This is a genomic window from Corallococcus sp. AB011P (genome assembly GCF_003611605.1).
Lineage (GTDB): Bacteria > Myxococcota > Myxococcia > Myxococcales > Myxococcaceae > Corallococcus > Corallococcus coralloides.
Genome location: NZ_RAVX01000027.1, coordinates 24,673 through 38,377, shown reverse-complemented (window position 1 = coordinate 38,377; position 13,705 = coordinate 24,673). Strand labels below are relative to the sequence as shown.

The following is a 13,705-nucleotide window of genomic DNA, read 5'->3' as shown; positions in this document are numbered from 1 at the left end:
TGGCATCCGGACGAGCGGCCCGGGTCTGGACGGATTATGCTCATAATCTGGACGGACATCCGTCCCGGAGGGACGCGGGCATGGCATCGACGGAAGAGGGCGGGCGCCGGGAGCTGTTCCTGGACGACCTGTCCGTGGGGCAGAAGTTCATCAGCGGCACGCACACGCTGGACGCGGCGCAGATCGTCGCCTTCGCGCGGGAGTTCGACCCGCAGGGCTTCCATCTGGACGACGCCGCGGCGAAGGACACGCTGTTCGAAGGGCTGGCGGCGAGCGGCTGGCACACGGCCGCCATCACCATGAAGCTCAACGTCCAGAGCGGACTGCCCTTCAAGGGCGGCATCGTGGGGGCGGGCGGGGACATCCGCTGGCCCAGGCCGACGCGCCCGGGGGACGTCCTTCACGTGGAGAGCGAGGTGCTGGAGGTGACTCCCTCACGCACGCGGCCGGACCGGGGCATCGCCACCGTGCGCAGCGAGACGCGCAACCAGAAGGGTGACGTGCTGCAGGTGCTCGTCGCGAAGCTGGTGCTGCCCCGTCGCCCGGCGAGCGGGTGAGCGGGACGTGACGCTTTGCGTGAGCGCGGGCGGAGGCTACGGTGCGGCCCGCATTGGCCGTGGTCCCCGTCCCGCTCCCGAGGAGTCCCTTCGCATGTCCCGCGCTGCCCCCGATTTCGACCTGGCCTCCGTGGACGTGGAGGGCTTCTACCGGGAGCTGAAGGAACTGCGCGCCCGGCTGGACGCGAACCTGGGAGAGGCGGACGCGGCGCACCTGCGGAAGATGGAGCGCTGGGGGAAGGTCGCGTCGGTGTTGGGCGTGGCCACGGCGTGGATTGCCCCCAACCCGCTCTCCGCGGTGGCGCTGGGCCTGGGCCGCTCCACGCGCTGGCTGCTGATGCACCACGTGGGGCACCGGGGCTATGACCGGGTGCCGGGCCTGCCCGCGTCGCGCACCAGCAAGGGCTTCGCGAAGGGCAACCGCCGGTTCGTGGACTGGCTGGACTGGATGCTGCCGGAGGCGTGGGTCTTCGAGCACAACGTGCTGCACCACTCGCACACCGGCGAGGATGCGGATCCGGACCTGCTGGAGCGCAACGCGGAGGGCTCGCTGCGTGGCACCAGCCGGCCGCTGGCCCTGCGCTACGTGCAGCTGGCGCTCCTGGCCGTCACCTGGCGCGCGAGCTACTACGCGCCGGAGACGCTGGGTTCGCTGCGCCGCAAGGGCCGGCGCGAGGGTGGGGCGCTGACGCGCGCGGAGCTGTGGGAGCTCTTCACGCGCTGCTACGTGCCGTACGCGACCGTCTTCTTCGGGCTGTACCCGGCGGCGTTCCTGCTGGTGTCGCCGTGGGCGGCCTTCAGCGTGTTCTGCAACTCCGTGCTGGCGGACGTCGTCACCAACCTGCACACGTTCTTCGTGGTGGGCCCCAACCACACCGGCGAGGACCTGTACCGCTTCGACTCCGCGCCCGCGAACAAGGCGGAGCGCATGGTGCAGCAGGTGGTGGGCAGCGCGAACTACCGCACGGGCGGCGACCTCAACGACTACGCCCACCTGTGGCTGAACTACCAGATTGAACACCACCTCTGGCCGGACCTGCCGATGCTGAAGTACCGCGAGGCGCAGCCGCACGTGCGCGCCCTCTGCGAGAAGTACGGCATCCCCTACGTGCAGGAGAGCGTCTGGACGCGCGCGCGGAAGATGGTGGACGTCGTCGTGGGCAAGGCGTCCATGAAGCGGCTGGTGAAGCCCGCGGCGCCTGAGATGTCGGCCGCGGACGCCCGCGCGGAAGCCTCCGCGGCCTAGCGTCAGGCGGGCGGCGCGCGGCGGCGGCGAGGCAGCGGGGCGAGCGCCACGGGCGCTCCTTCCGTGGCCGTGTCCTCCTGGCGCACGGCCTCCGCGTTCACCACGCGCACACCGTCGGGTTGGACGGGCAGGCCCAGGGTCTCCACGAACAGGCGGTAGCTCTCCTCCAGGCGGCGGTGCAGCGCGCCGAAGGTCTGGTGCGCGGTGCCGGGCATGTCCTCGGTATAGGTGAAGTACCAGCGCAGCTCGTCCAGTCGCCCGTAGAAGTGGTCCACCACCGCCTGCTCCTGTTCGGTCAGGTGGATGAGCTGGGCGAAGGCGCCGTCCGCGTAGCGCGAGGCCACCGTCTCCACCAGCGGGTCGCGGCTGCGCAGGCGGGAGAAGAGGAGGAACATGTCCTCCCGGCGTGCGGCCAGCCGGCGCATGATGCCCGCGGCGTCGAGGGCGAGCAGGTTGCGCACGCGCGCGGAGGTTTCTTCGGCCTTCTTGCGGCGAGCCATGGTGCGACACAGCCTACCGTCAGTGGCACCCCTCCACGCCAGGGGCTGCCCTCTTCGTGGGGAGCCGGGCGGCCAGGCCCATGCCGGCCCCACGGCGATGCGGCGCGGCGGGAGAGCGGTTGTTACGGTGGGGCCACCATGGTGCTCAAGATCGTCCAGGCGGGGGAGCCGGTGCTGCGCCAGCGCGCGCGGGAGCTGACCCCTGAAGAAATCGGCAGTGAAGCGACGCGGCAGCTCATCCAGCTGATGCGCGACACGATGCGGGACGCGCCCGGCGTGGGGCTCGCGGCACCCCAGGTGGGCGTGGGCCTGCGGCTGGTGGTCATCGAGGACCGCGCCGAGTATCAGGCCGGCGCGTCGCCCGCGGACCTGGCGCTGCGCGAGCGCTCGCCGGTGGCCTTCCACGTGCTGATCAACCCGAAGCTCGTCGTGGAGGACCCCACGCCGATGGAGTTCCACGAGGGCTGCCTGAGCGTGAACGGGCTCGCGGCGCTGGTGGCCCGGGCGCGCGGCGTGCGGGTGGAGGCGCTGGATGAGAACGGGCAGCCGGTGTCGGTGTCCGCGCGCGGCTGGTACGCGCGCATCATCCAACACGAGCTGGATCACCTGGATGGCACGCTCTACGTGGACCGCATGGAGACGCGCAGCCTCACGACGCAGGAGAACCACCGCCGGCACTGGCTGGGCAAGAGCACGGCCCAGGTGCGCACGGCGCTGGGATTGCCAGAGCAGACCTCCTCGCTTCCCCGAAAGGACCCGACATGAGCAGCAAGCTGTTCTCCCCCTTGAAGCTGCGGGACATCACCCTGCGCAACCGCGTGGTCGTCTCGCCCATGTGCCAGTACTCGAGCGACGACGGCTTCGCGAACGAGTGGCACGTGGTGCACCTGGGCAGCCGCGCGGTGGGGGGCGCGGGGCTGGTGCTGACGGAGGCCACGGCGGTGGAGCCGGAGGGCCGCATCTCGCCGCAGGACCTGGGGCTGTGGAAGGACGCGCACGTGGAGCAACTGGCGCGCATCAACCGCTTCATGCACCAGAACGGGGCCGCGTCCGGCGTGCAGCTGGCGCACGCGGGCCGCAAGGCCTCCACGCCCCGGCCGTGGGACGCGGGCAAGCGCGTGGATCCGGAGCACGGCGGCTGGCAGGTGCTGGGGCCCACGACGGAGGCGTTCGAGGAGGGATACCCGGTGCCCACCGCGCTGGACGAGGCGGGCATCCAGCGCATCGTGAAGGCGTTCGCGGACTCGGCGGTGCGCGCGAAGGCGGCGGGCTTCCAGGTCATCGAGCTGCACGCGGCGCACGGCTACCTGCTGCACGAGTTCCTGTCGCCGCTGTCGAACAAGCGGACGGACAAGTACGGCGGCACGTTCGAGAACCGGACGCGCTTCGCGCTGGAGGTGACGCGCGCCGTGCGGGCGAAGTGGCCGGAGTCGCTGCCGCTCTCCATGCGCGTCTCCGCGACGGACTGGGTGGAGGGCGGCTGGACGCCGGAGGACTCGGTGGCGCTGGCGCGGCTGGTGGCGAAGGAGGGCGTGGACCTGCTGGATTGCTCGTCGGGTGGCGTGGTGCCGTACGCGAAGATTCCGGTGGGGCCGGGCTACCAGACGCAGCTGGCGGAGCAGGTGCGCAAGGAGACGGGCCTGCTCACGGGCGCGGTGGGGATGATCCGCTCCGCGTACCAGGCCGAGCACATCCTGGCCACGGGACAGGCGGACGTCGTCTTCCTGGCGCGCGAGCTGTTGAGGGATCCGTACTGGCCGCTGCGCGCCGCGAAGGAGCTGCGCGCGGACGTGCTGTGGCCGCACCAGTACGAGCGCGCGAAGAACTGATCGGCGTAGGCTTCCGCGCATGCTGACCGAGGTGCAGGCGGGGCCCTATACCGTGCGCGGCGTGTCCGTGGGCGGCGTGTACACGTCGCTCCTGGTGCCGGAGCTGGGGGTGCTGCTCGACGCGGGCATCCCCATCCGCTCCTTCGCCACCACGGACCGCATCTTCCTCAGCCACGGGCATGCGGACCATGCGAGCGCGCTGGGCTCGCTGCTGGGCATCCGCGCGCTCGTGGGGAAGGGGCCGCCGTTCGTCTACCTGCCGGCGGAGATTGAAGCGCCCGTGCAGGAGGCGCTCGCGGCCCTGGGGCGGCTGCACCGGATGAAGTCCGATATCCGCACCGTTCCCATGCGCCCCGGTGACACCGTGAAGGTGCAGCAGGACCTGTGGGTTCGCGCGTTTCGCACTCACCATCCCGTGCCGTCGCTGGGCTATCAGTTCCTGCGCCGCGTCGCGAAGCTCAAGCCCGAGTTCCGCGAGCTGCCTCCCGCGGAGATTGGCCGCCGCCGTCAGGCCGGTGAGCCGCTGTTCGATGAGGTCGAGCGGCTGGAGCTGGCCTACTGCACGGACACCCTCTCCAACGTGCTGGAGCGCCAGCCGTCGCTGTTCGACAGCCGCGTGCTCATCCTCGAATGCACGTTCATCGACGCGGAGCGCACCGTGCGCGACGCGCAGGAGCGGGCCCACATCCACCTGGAAGAGATCGCCTCCATGGCGGACCGCTTCCAGAACGAGGCCCTGGTCCTGATGCATTTCAGTCAGGCTTACAGCCCCGCGCAGGTCCACGCGACGCTCCAGGCCCGTCTGCCGGCGTCGCTGCTCGAACGCGTGCGAGTCTTCGCGCCTGACGCCGGCCGCTGGTTCGGTTGACCCGTGGCGCCGGCATGACCGGAGCCCGCCATGACGTCCGCATCCACCCGCCACGTCCTCATCGCCGGAGCAGGCATTGGAGGCCTCACGCTGGCCTGTGCCCTCCAGCGCGCGGGCCTTCGAGCCACGGTGTTCGAACGCGCCGAAGCCCTGCGGCCGGTGGGCGCGGGCATCATCGTGCAGATGAACGCCGCGGTCGCCCTGCGCCGCATCGGCCTGTGTGACGCGGTGGTCGCGGAGGGCGAACGCGCGGAGCAGACGCTCATCCTGGATTCGACGGGCGCCCGGATCACCGCCGTCGACGTGCGCTCGCTCCAGGACGAACTGGCCATCCCGATGGTGGCCGTGCACCGCGCGCGCCTCCAGGCCGTCCTTCGCGCCCACGCGGGCCCGGAGGAGGCCGTTCGGCTGGGGGTCAGCGTGACGGGCTTCGAGGACGACGGGGCCCGCGTCACGGTGACGCTGTCCACTGGCGAGACCGTCACCGGCGACGTCCTGGTGGGCGCGGATGGCCTGCGCTCCGCCGTGCGGACTGGCCTGCTGGGCGCGCAGCCCACTCGTTACTCCGGCTACACCAGCTGGCGCGGTGTCTGCCCGGGCGCGGGCCTCGTGGAGGCGGGGCAGGTCAGCGAGACGTGGGGACCCGGGGCCCGCTTCGGCATCGTGCCCATTGGCCATGGCGAGGTGTACTGGTTCGCCACGCTGAACGCGCCCGCGGGGGCGGAGGATGCACCGGGACAGACGCTCTCCGTCCTCCAGGAGCGCTTCGCCGGATGGCACGCGCCCATCGCGCGGCTGCTCGCGGCGACGCCGCCCGAGCGCGTCCTGCGCACGGACATCCACGACCGCCCGCCGGTGCGTCACTGGAGCCGGGGCCGGGTGACACTGCTGGGTGACGCCGCGCATCCGATGACGCCGAACCTGGGGCAGGGCGGCTGTCAGGCCATCGAGGACGGCGTGGTGCTGGGGGAATGCCTCGCGGCGCCGGGCAGCGTGGAAGACGCACTGCGTGCATACGAGTCCCGCCGGGTGAAACGTGCCAACGCGCTGGTCGTGCGCTCACATCAGGTGGGACGTGTGGCCCAGTGGGAGAATGGAGCCGCGCGTTTTGTCCGTGATGCACTATTCCGGCGAGTCCCGCAGTCGGCCGCGAGACGCCAGCTATGGACGCTGGTCCAAGGCCTGCGCTGAGACGTATCAAGCTCTGTAGAGTTTGTCTTTGCCAGGAGAGAGCAGCCTGCCCTGGCGGGGGGAACTCATGCAGACGAAGCCCACGCGGATTGCCGCCCTTGTCCTTGTGTCAGCGGCTTCCTGTCAACGCACTGAAACACCGGTGGGCGCCGCGCCGCCAGCCGCTCCCAATGTCGTCACCGGTACGCCGGATGCCGGGACCGGAGACGTCAACGCCCGCATCCAGAGCATCCTCGGGGAGCCCGCGAAGTACGAGCAGGCCTTCACAGCGTTCCAGAAGGCGGTGGCCGCGCACGACGCGAAAGCCGTCGCCGCCCTGGTGGCGTATCCCTTCACCGCGAACGTGGGCGGAAGGAAGGTGAAGCTGCCCGACGCCGCGGCGTTCGTGCGGCACTACGACGTCATCGTCACACCGGCCATCGCCAACGTCATCACCCGGCAGCGCTACGAGGACCTCTTCGTCAACGCCGACGGCGTGATGTTCGGCCAGGGCGAGGCGTGGCTCAACGGCGTCTGCAAGGACGCCGGGTGCAAGGACTTCGACGTCCGGGTGATCGCCATCCAGTCCGCGAATTGATCAGGGCAGCTACCAGAACTTCCACCAGGGACGCTTGGGCGCCACAGGCGCGACAGGTCCCACCTCGAAAAATTCCACAGGTGCCGCGGGCGTAGAGGCGGGGATCGAGACGAAAGGCTCGGACGTCAACCATTCCGCCATCGCCTTGGGCGAGAGCATGATGAGGGGCGGAGTGAAACGGATGTCCTTCGCCTTCGCGCCCTGTTTCATCAAGTCATTGAGAGTGTGGATCGTCGCTGAGGAGCAGGCGAGCTGGACCACTTGCTGACCCGTGAGGGCAGTCTCCCCCCGGAGGGCCTGCTCCGACAGATGGACGGCATCGCGCCACAGCGGATCCTCCGCCAACAACACGCTCCGCTGGACGATCGGTGGATTGGCGGTGAAGTCGGCCGAGAGAGGAGACACCGCGCCCATCTGCTTCATCAAGATCTCGCCAAAGGCCAGGGGCAGATAGGCGTAGAGCTTCTCCGCTTCCAGCAGGGTCGCCCCCTGTTGCTGGATCAGGGGAATCGGATCCTCGTCCTCGGGAACGTCAAACCAGGCCCCGACCGCGCTGCTCACGTCCACGCCGCCCTGGAGCACCAGGAACAGCCTCCGGCTGAGAAACCCGGGGGCCGCGGGCCAGGGGGCGGTCTCGAGCAGGTCCGCCAGTTCCTGCCATGGCTCGTTGTCGAGCAGCACCTCCAGCGCCATGCGCTTCTCTTCCCTCTGGGCGTAATAGACGCGCACCCAATGAGTGCCGGAGGTCAGCGGCAGCGACCGGAGCGCGCTCTCGAAGGCCTTGAACCACAGCTCCTCGAGTTTCGGGCCGGGGTTGTCGCCTCGGGTGATGATATTGCCCAGGATGACCTTCCGGTCGACGCCACCGACCTGCCAGGTCGCGACGGTGACATGCTCATCGGGAGGACGAATGAAGGCGGCCAGGAGCACGTGTAGGCTCGCCCGGCCGAAGTTCGTCAGGGCATCGTTCAAGGCCTCCTCTTCCGTATTGCCAAAGCCTACCACGGACTCGACAACCCACCGGCCGGTCCATGGCTCCAACCAGACGTCGAGCCGTCGTGTGCAGTTGCCCGGCTCGGTTCGCGTGTCGGTGAACATTGCCTGGAGGCGCGGGCCCCGCGGGCTCACGCGGAGCCATTCGCCCTCCTCCTGGAGGGCGAGGCCGTGGGCACGGAGGAGTTCCGCTAGTTGCTCGTTCGCGGGAGTTGAAGTCATGGAAGCCTCAGGACCGTGTGACGGATTCGAGGAACGGCAGGACGTGGGGCAGCACCTTGGGTGCCTTCGCCCAGGCGCCGCCGTGGTCGGCGTGTTCGATGGTCGCGAACGCCGCGCCGGCCCGCTCCGCCACCGCTTTCATGGAGTCGTGGTACGGGTCCGTCACGCCGCAGTACAGCAGCCCCGGCTTGCCGGAGCCCACCAGCGCCTCATCCAGGCCTGCCGAGGTTTCACAGGCCTTCATGCACAGCCGGAGCGCATCCAGGTCTCCCGCGTCGATGGCCTCCGCCAGCTCCGGCGCGCGCCGTGCTCCCATCAGGAGCACCTGGAACCAATCCACGGTCGTGCCGGGCTTGAGCTGTTTCTCCAGGGCCGCGTAGGCCACGGGCAGGCCCACCACCGGATCCCAGCCGCCCACCACGTAGGACGCCAGCCGCTCCGGCGCGAAGGACGCCAGGCCGCACACCGTCCAGCCTCCCATCGAGTAGCCCCACGCATGGGCCCGGTCGATGGAGAGCGTGTCGAGCACCGACAGCGCGTCCTCCACGCGATGCTTCAGCGCATAGGCCTCCAGGTCGTGCGGCGTGTCGCTCTGGCCGTGCCCCAGCGAGTCGAACGTCACCACCGTGTACGCATCCGTCAGCGCGGGCAGGTACCCCTTGAGCGACCAGTGCGAGCCCAGCTGGAGCAGCCCGTGCAGGAGCAGCAGGGGAGGGCCGTGGCCCTGGACCTCGTAGTAGATGCGGCGGCCGGACTTTGTCGCGAAGGGCATGGCGTGGTGATTCCCTACAGGCCCGCGACCTTCGCGGCGCGGGCCACCGTGAAGCCGAAGGCCACCGTCTGACGGGAGCGCGGCGGCACGCTCAGCTCGAAGCGCACGATGCCCTCGTCACTCACCTTGCTGGGCGCGGGCTTCGTGGCGTCCTTGAGCAGCGCCACCTCCACGGCCTCCACCTCCGACACCGGCATGCGCTCCTCCACCGCGAGCGCCGCGGGCTTCGCGCCCATGTTGGAGACGAACAGCTTCACCTTCTGCGTGCGCGTGCGCCGGCCGGTGATACGGGCGACCTCCTCGCCCACGTCCACCTGCCGCGACACACGCAGCGAGTCCTCGCTGCCGAAGCCCAGCTTCACGCGCTCGCCCCGGCCCGCGAACTTGAGCTGCGCGCGGCCCACGTAGCCGTTGGCGCGCACCAGGTCCACCGGCCCCGCGAGCAACACCGCCGGCCCCGTGTTGTCGAACTTCGCCACGCGGTGCACCAGCGGTGACTGCTCCGGGCAGGCCACCAGCTCCGACGTGGCGGGCGACGTGAACGCGAACAGCGCCACGCGGTGCGCCTCGCCGTCCGACGGCACCGTGGTCTTGTGCGGCGCGGACAGCGTCACCGCTTCGCCGCCGTCGTCCATGCCGGGCAGCGCGTCCGCTGCCTTCGTCGTTCCCGCCTCGCCCGTCTCCTGGAGGGACTCCTCGCGCATGGAGACGTCCACCACCTGCTTCTCGCGCGACGTCTTCTCCCGCAGGGAGAGCCAGTCCTCCGTGAGCCGGGGCGGCGTGGCGCCCAGCGTGGGCCGCGCCGTGGAGAAGGCCAGCGTCACGTCCTTCCACGCCTCGCCGGTGTTCTGCCAGACCACGGCTTCACACTCCAACTTCACCGAGGACGCCGCCTCAGCGAGCCCCAGCACCGCGCGGTAGGCCGGCCGCCATGCGGCGCACGGCACCAGGTAGCTGAGCGTCAACGTCGCTTCACCGCCCGCGGCGTGGCTCACGTCCAGCTCGGCGCGCACGTCCAGCCTGGGCTCCGGCGCTTCCGTGCGGGACAGCACGTCGCGGCTCTCCTGGATGTGCTGCCGCTCCAGGCGCCCCAGCTCACGGCGGGACTGCCTCAGTTGATCGTCGGCCGCGGTCTGCTCCTGGCGGACCGTCGCGAGCTGTTCCTTCCATTTCGCTGGATCCGCCTCGCCCGCGCCGGTGCGCTCGGAGATGGCGCGGAGGATGTCCCGGCGCGCGGTCTCCAGCAGGCCGTGCCTCGCCTCCAGGCGCCGCACCTCCGCCTGGGCGCGTGCCAGCACCTGCTCGCGTTCGAAGGCGCGGCGGGCCAGCTCCGAGTGGTGCTCGCGCAGCGCTTCGGGCAGCACCGCGCGCATGGAGCGGCGCAGGCTGGCCTGGGTCACCATGCCGCCGGTGAGCTTCGCCTGGAGCGAGCGGTCCACCGCCACCGCCGGCAGCCCGTCCACCACGAGACGGCAGGGCCCTGGGGGCAGCGTCACCGTGCCGCTGCGCTCGACGAGCGCCCGGTCCTCCAGGACCGTCACCTTGATCAGGGGCAACAGAATGGAAGTGCGCATCACGTCCTCCGGTTCCCGCCGTTCAGCATCTTGCTGGCGGGCAGCTTCACGACCCACGTCGCCTTCATCGAACGCTTCTCTCCAGCGGGGACGCTCACGCGCCACACCCGCTCGCCCTCCACCGCCTCTTCACCCGGCAGCGGCGTGGGCTTCTGCCAGGGCGGCGCCACCTCCGCCTCCTCCACCTTGACGTCCTTCTGGGATTCAGGGACCGCGCTGATCCGCTCGGAGATGGCGATGCTCGCGGCGCGGGAGAGGTGGTTGGCCACCTCCACGGAGACATGGTGCGTGAGCACCGTGCTGTTGCCGAACATGCCGCCCGAGGCCTCGTCGAAGCGGGTGTTGCGCGCCACCTGGAGCGCCTCCTCCACGCCCAATCCCAGCCGCTGCGTCTCGCCCGGCCCCAGCGTGGGCATGGGCGACGTCATCAGGAACTCGTCGCCGAGCGTCACGTCCACCGGCCCCGCGAGCAGCGGATGCGGCGAGGCGTTGTCCAGGCGCACCGTGCGGAAGACGCGCGGCTCCACGGAGGGCACGCACACGTACTCGGCCTTGAGTTCCAGGGGCACCGTCAGCATGGGCACGGTGTGCCACGCGCCATCGGAGGGCACGTCCGCGACGGCGTCCGCGTCGAAGCGCGCATCGAAGTGACGGGCGGAGTCGTGCGGCGGCACGGCCCAGGTGGGGGGCGCCACGCTGCTCACGGACTCGGCGATGACGAAGGCCTGGGCCTCCAGGCGCACCACCTCCACCTGCACGTTCACCGACGTGATGGACAGCATCGCCTGGGAGACGAGCGCGGAGCGGGGACGCAGCCGGCCGCGCTGCGCCTGGGAGGCCGCGGGGGCCAGCGTCAGCGAGTCGTAGTCGAACAGACGGTCCGCCGGCTCCAGGCCCGCCGCGCTCCGGAGCTCATCGCCGGCGCCGCCCTCTTCTTCATCCATCGACAGGTCCGCCATCGGGGCGTCGTCGAGGTCTTCCTCCGCGACCGCGCGCTTCTTGCTGCGCAGGCGGTCCATGCCACCCCCGCCGCGGGACGCGGGCATGTTCTGTTCCGGGATGGCGCCGGTGTCGCTGCGGCGGGACGCCGAGGGACGAACCGCTCCCAGGAAGGCCCCCGAGGACTTCGGTGCCGGCGCCATGGGCGCCGGCGGAGGAGGCGCGGACATGCTGGGCGGCGCTCCGGGTGCTCCTCCGAACGAGGCCGACTCCTTGTAGAGCTTTTCCTGCTCGTAGGCGCCTTCATTCCTGAGCGGCGCGGGCATGGGCGACGGTTGAGGCTTGGGGAGGACCGGCTCCGGGCGGGCGACGTGCAGGGCGTCGTAGCCCGCGAACAGCTCCTCCAGGCCCGGCGCGGGCTCACGCCACCCCGAGCGCGCGGGGGCCGGCTGGCTGCGTCCGATGCGCAGTGACTTCAGCTCTGGCACCTCCGCGCGCCGCTCCAGGCTCGCGGTGGAGACCGCCAGCCGCACCCCCGTCCAGTCCTCGCCGGTCCGCTGGACGACCGCGGCGCGCATGCGCAGCGTGCCTTCCTCCAGCGTGCGTGGAAGGCGCAGGTCATAGGTGGGCACCCAGCGCGCGCCGGCCACCGCGTACTCCAGCACCAGCCGCGCGTCCGCGTTCGCGGCGATGGGGCCGGACAGCGTCAGCAGCGCCGCGCGGAACAGCCGGGTCCGGTCCACGCTCCGCGCGGAGGACAGCTCCTGGACGCGGCGGCGGCGCAGCTCCAGCTCGTTCGTGGCGTCGCGGTGCTGGCGAGCCAGGTCCAGCTCCTGGGCCTGCAGCTCCGCCAGCTCCGCGTCCACGAAGCCCGTGAGGGACATCATCGAGGCCAGCGGTGCCTCGCGCGGGGGGTGACCCTTGCGCGGGGCCGGCCAGGCGGGAGTCAGGCCGCGGAGCGCCGTGATTTCAGCGCGAACCCGCTCCAGCCGGCCATGCACGGCCGCCAGCGCGGCCTCCGCCGCTTCGAGCGCGTGCTGTTCCGCGGGCAGCTCCGACTCCGGTGGCATCCGCACATCGAACGTCGGCTTGAGGTCGCGGACGAGGAGGTCCGGCGGCCCCTCCACCACCCGGGCGCGCAGCGAACCCGTGCGCAGGGACAGCGGCAGGCCGTCGACGCGGACCTGACCGGGCAGGTGTCCGTTCTCGGGCGAGAGCACGAACGCGCGAGTGCACAGCGCGCCCTCGGCGTGAACGGTGACGGATTCCAGGACGGACGGTACGACGCGCATGGGCCCCCTCTTCCGTGAGAGGCCCGCAGGCTACCCCGAGGCCGTCGCGAATGGCGACCGGGGAGAAGAGGAGGCAAGGCTTTCCACGGCGCGGATCACGCACCGCGCGGTGGGCCACCGTGCGAGGTCAGAACGCGCGGTTCACGGCGTACGCGCAGATCTTGTGCTCGGCCTTGTACGTGTTCGCGCCGGGGAGGCCGTCGATGGGGCCGGTGTACCCGAAGGACCGGCCCACCGTCTGCACGCGGGTCCAGTAGATGGAGCCAGGGATGCCATCGTCCTCGGAGGAGGTGCGGGGGCCGCCGCGCCGGTTCAGTTCGCGCGCGGTGATGCGCACGCGGAGCTTCTCCGTGTTCGGCCCCGTCACGCCGTCGATGGGGCCCGTGTAGCCGTAGTCGCGCTGGCCCACCGTCTGGATGCGCTTGTAATAGATTTCACCCGGGATGCCGTCGAACTCGGTGGTCGTCTGCGGCAGGCTGCTCGAACCGCCGCCCGGTGACTGGCCACCGCCGGCGATCTTCCCGCCCGCGTAGTCCATGGACCAGCCCAGGTAGCGCGCGCCCGTCTTCGACGAGTAGCCGGAGACGCTGTTGACGCCAATCGCATCCCCCCACGACTGGGAGAGGTTGTACGTGGCCATGAACACCGTGCCGCCGCCGCCATTCAGGTCCGCGCCCACGTGGCCCGCGGAGCCGATGTCCCACCAGTGGAAGGCCCCCGTCAGCGCCTTGGACGCGTCCGTGGAGACGATGCGCGAAGCGCGGTAGGCCTCGATGGCCGTGGGACGCACGGCGGAGTCCGGAAGCTGCCCGAAGCGGACCATCAGCGAACCGCACCACTGGTTCCACGAACCACCGTCGCGCTTGGGATTGGCGGCGGCGTACGCGCGCGCCCGGTCGTAGATGGGCGAGTTTGCTTCACCCTCCATCGTGCCAATGGCAGACACGCCCGGCCCGGGAGTCTCCACCTCCGGGCCGCCGCACGCGGCCAGCATCAGGCCCGCGGACACCCGCAGGGCAGGGAACCACGTCATCCAGTTCGAGCGAATCATCTGTCTCCAAGGGGGATTCAGCGAGGGTTGGAAAATTACGCTGAAGCCAAGCGTGATTCTCAGACTTGAGTCCGTTTCGTTGTCGCGGGGGACC

At 70.7% G+C, this 13,705-nt stretch carries 13 protein-coding genes; 7 read left to right on the top strand and 6 right to left on the bottom strand.

The window, feature by feature from the left end:
* Positions 1–80 precede the first annotated feature (80 nt).
* Both D7X30_RS37565 and D7X30_RS37560 read left to right on the top strand, forming a co-directional pair.
* Positions 81–557: a MaoC family dehydratase gene (locus D7X30_RS37565; RefSeq protein ID WP_120567796.1), complete on the top strand. Its 477-nt coding sequence runs from the start codon at positions 81–83 to the stop codon at positions 555–557.
* Positions 558–651: 94 nt separating this feature from the next.
* Positions 652–1,803 carry a fatty acid desaturase gene (locus tag D7X30_RS37560; RefSeq protein WP_120567795.1) on the top strand — a complete coding sequence of 384 codons (1,152 nt, stop codon included), beginning with the start codon at positions 652–654 and terminating at the stop codon, positions 1,801–1,803.
* Positions 1,804–1,805: 2 nt separating this feature from the next.
* Here the strand turns inward: D7X30_RS37560 and D7X30_RS37555 are convergent, their stop codons facing one another.
* Positions 1,806–2,303, bottom strand: coding sequence for a hypothetical protein (locus D7X30_RS37555; RefSeq protein ID WP_120567794.1), 498 nt, complete (start codon positions 2,301–2,303; stop codon positions 1,806–1,808).
* Between the two features lie 138 nt (positions 2,304–2,441).
* Between D7X30_RS37555 and def the strand changes: the two genes are divergently transcribed.
* The 5 genes from def to D7X30_RS37530 all read left to right on the top strand — a co-directional run bounded on the left by def (position 2,442) and on the right by D7X30_RS37530 (position 6,768).
* Positions 2,442–3,068, top strand: a complete 627-nt coding sequence (def, locus tag D7X30_RS37550; protein ID WP_120567793.1) for a peptide deformylase — start codon at positions 2,442–2,444, stop codon at positions 3,066–3,068.
* Complete coding sequence (locus tag D7X30_RS37545; protein ID WP_120567792.1) at positions 3,065–4,132, top strand: NADH:flavin oxidoreductase/NADH oxidase; 1,068 nt, start codon at positions 3,065–3,067, stop codon at positions 4,130–4,132. Before def ends, D7X30_RS37545 begins: the two co-directional genes overlap by 4 nt.
* 19 nt (positions 4,133–4,151) lie before the next feature.
* Positions 4,152–5,000: an MBL fold metallo-hydrolase gene (locus D7X30_RS37540; RefSeq protein ID WP_120567791.1), complete on the top strand. Its 849-nt coding sequence runs from the start codon at positions 4,152–4,154 to the stop codon at positions 4,998–5,000.
* A 30-nt stretch (positions 5,001–5,030) separates the two neighbouring features.
* Positions 5,031–6,191 (top strand): FAD-dependent monooxygenase, encoded by a 1,161-nt coding sequence (locus D7X30_RS37535; protein WP_120567790.1) that lies wholly within the window; start codon positions 5,031–5,033, stop codon positions 6,189–6,191.
* Between the two features lie 142 nt (positions 6,192–6,333).
* Positions 6,334–6,768, top strand: coding sequence for a hypothetical protein (locus tag D7X30_RS37530; RefSeq protein ID WP_120567789.1), 435 nt, complete (start codon positions 6,334–6,336; stop codon positions 6,766–6,768).
* Positions 6,769–6,777: 9 nt separating this feature from the next.
* On the opposite strand, the gene D7X30_RS37525 is transcribed toward D7X30_RS37530, so the two are convergent.
* The 5 genes from D7X30_RS37525 to D7X30_RS37505 all read right to left on the bottom strand — a co-directional run bounded on the left by D7X30_RS37525 (position 6,778) and on the right by D7X30_RS37505 (position 13,611).
* Positions 6,778–7,983: a DUF6348 family protein gene (locus tag D7X30_RS37525; RefSeq protein ID WP_120567788.1), complete on the bottom strand. Its 1,206-nt coding sequence runs from the start codon at positions 7,981–7,983 to the stop codon at positions 6,778–6,780.
* Positions 7,984–7,990: 7 nt separating this feature from the next.
* Complete coding sequence (locus D7X30_RS37520; RefSeq protein WP_120567787.1) at positions 7,991–8,755, bottom strand: alpha/beta fold hydrolase; 765 nt, start codon at positions 8,753–8,755, stop codon at positions 7,991–7,993.
* A 14-nt stretch (positions 8,756–8,769) separates the two neighbouring features.
* A complete protein-coding gene (locus tag D7X30_RS37515; RefSeq protein WP_120567786.1) occupies positions 8,770–10,329 on the bottom strand; it encodes a mucoidy inhibitor MuiA family protein in 1,560 nt (519 codons plus the stop codon).
* Entirely contained in the window at positions 10,329–12,560 is a 2,232-nt protein-coding gene (locus D7X30_RS37510; protein WP_120567785.1) for a DUF4139 domain-containing protein, read from the bottom strand. The genes D7X30_RS37515 and D7X30_RS37510 overlap by 1 nt, the downstream gene beginning before the upstream one ends.
* Before the next feature lie 127 nt (positions 12,561–12,687).
* A complete protein-coding gene (locus D7X30_RS37505; RefSeq protein WP_233592046.1) occupies positions 12,688–13,611 on the bottom strand; it encodes a hypothetical protein in 924 nt (307 codons plus the stop codon).
* Positions 13,612–13,705: the final 94 nt, after the last annotated feature.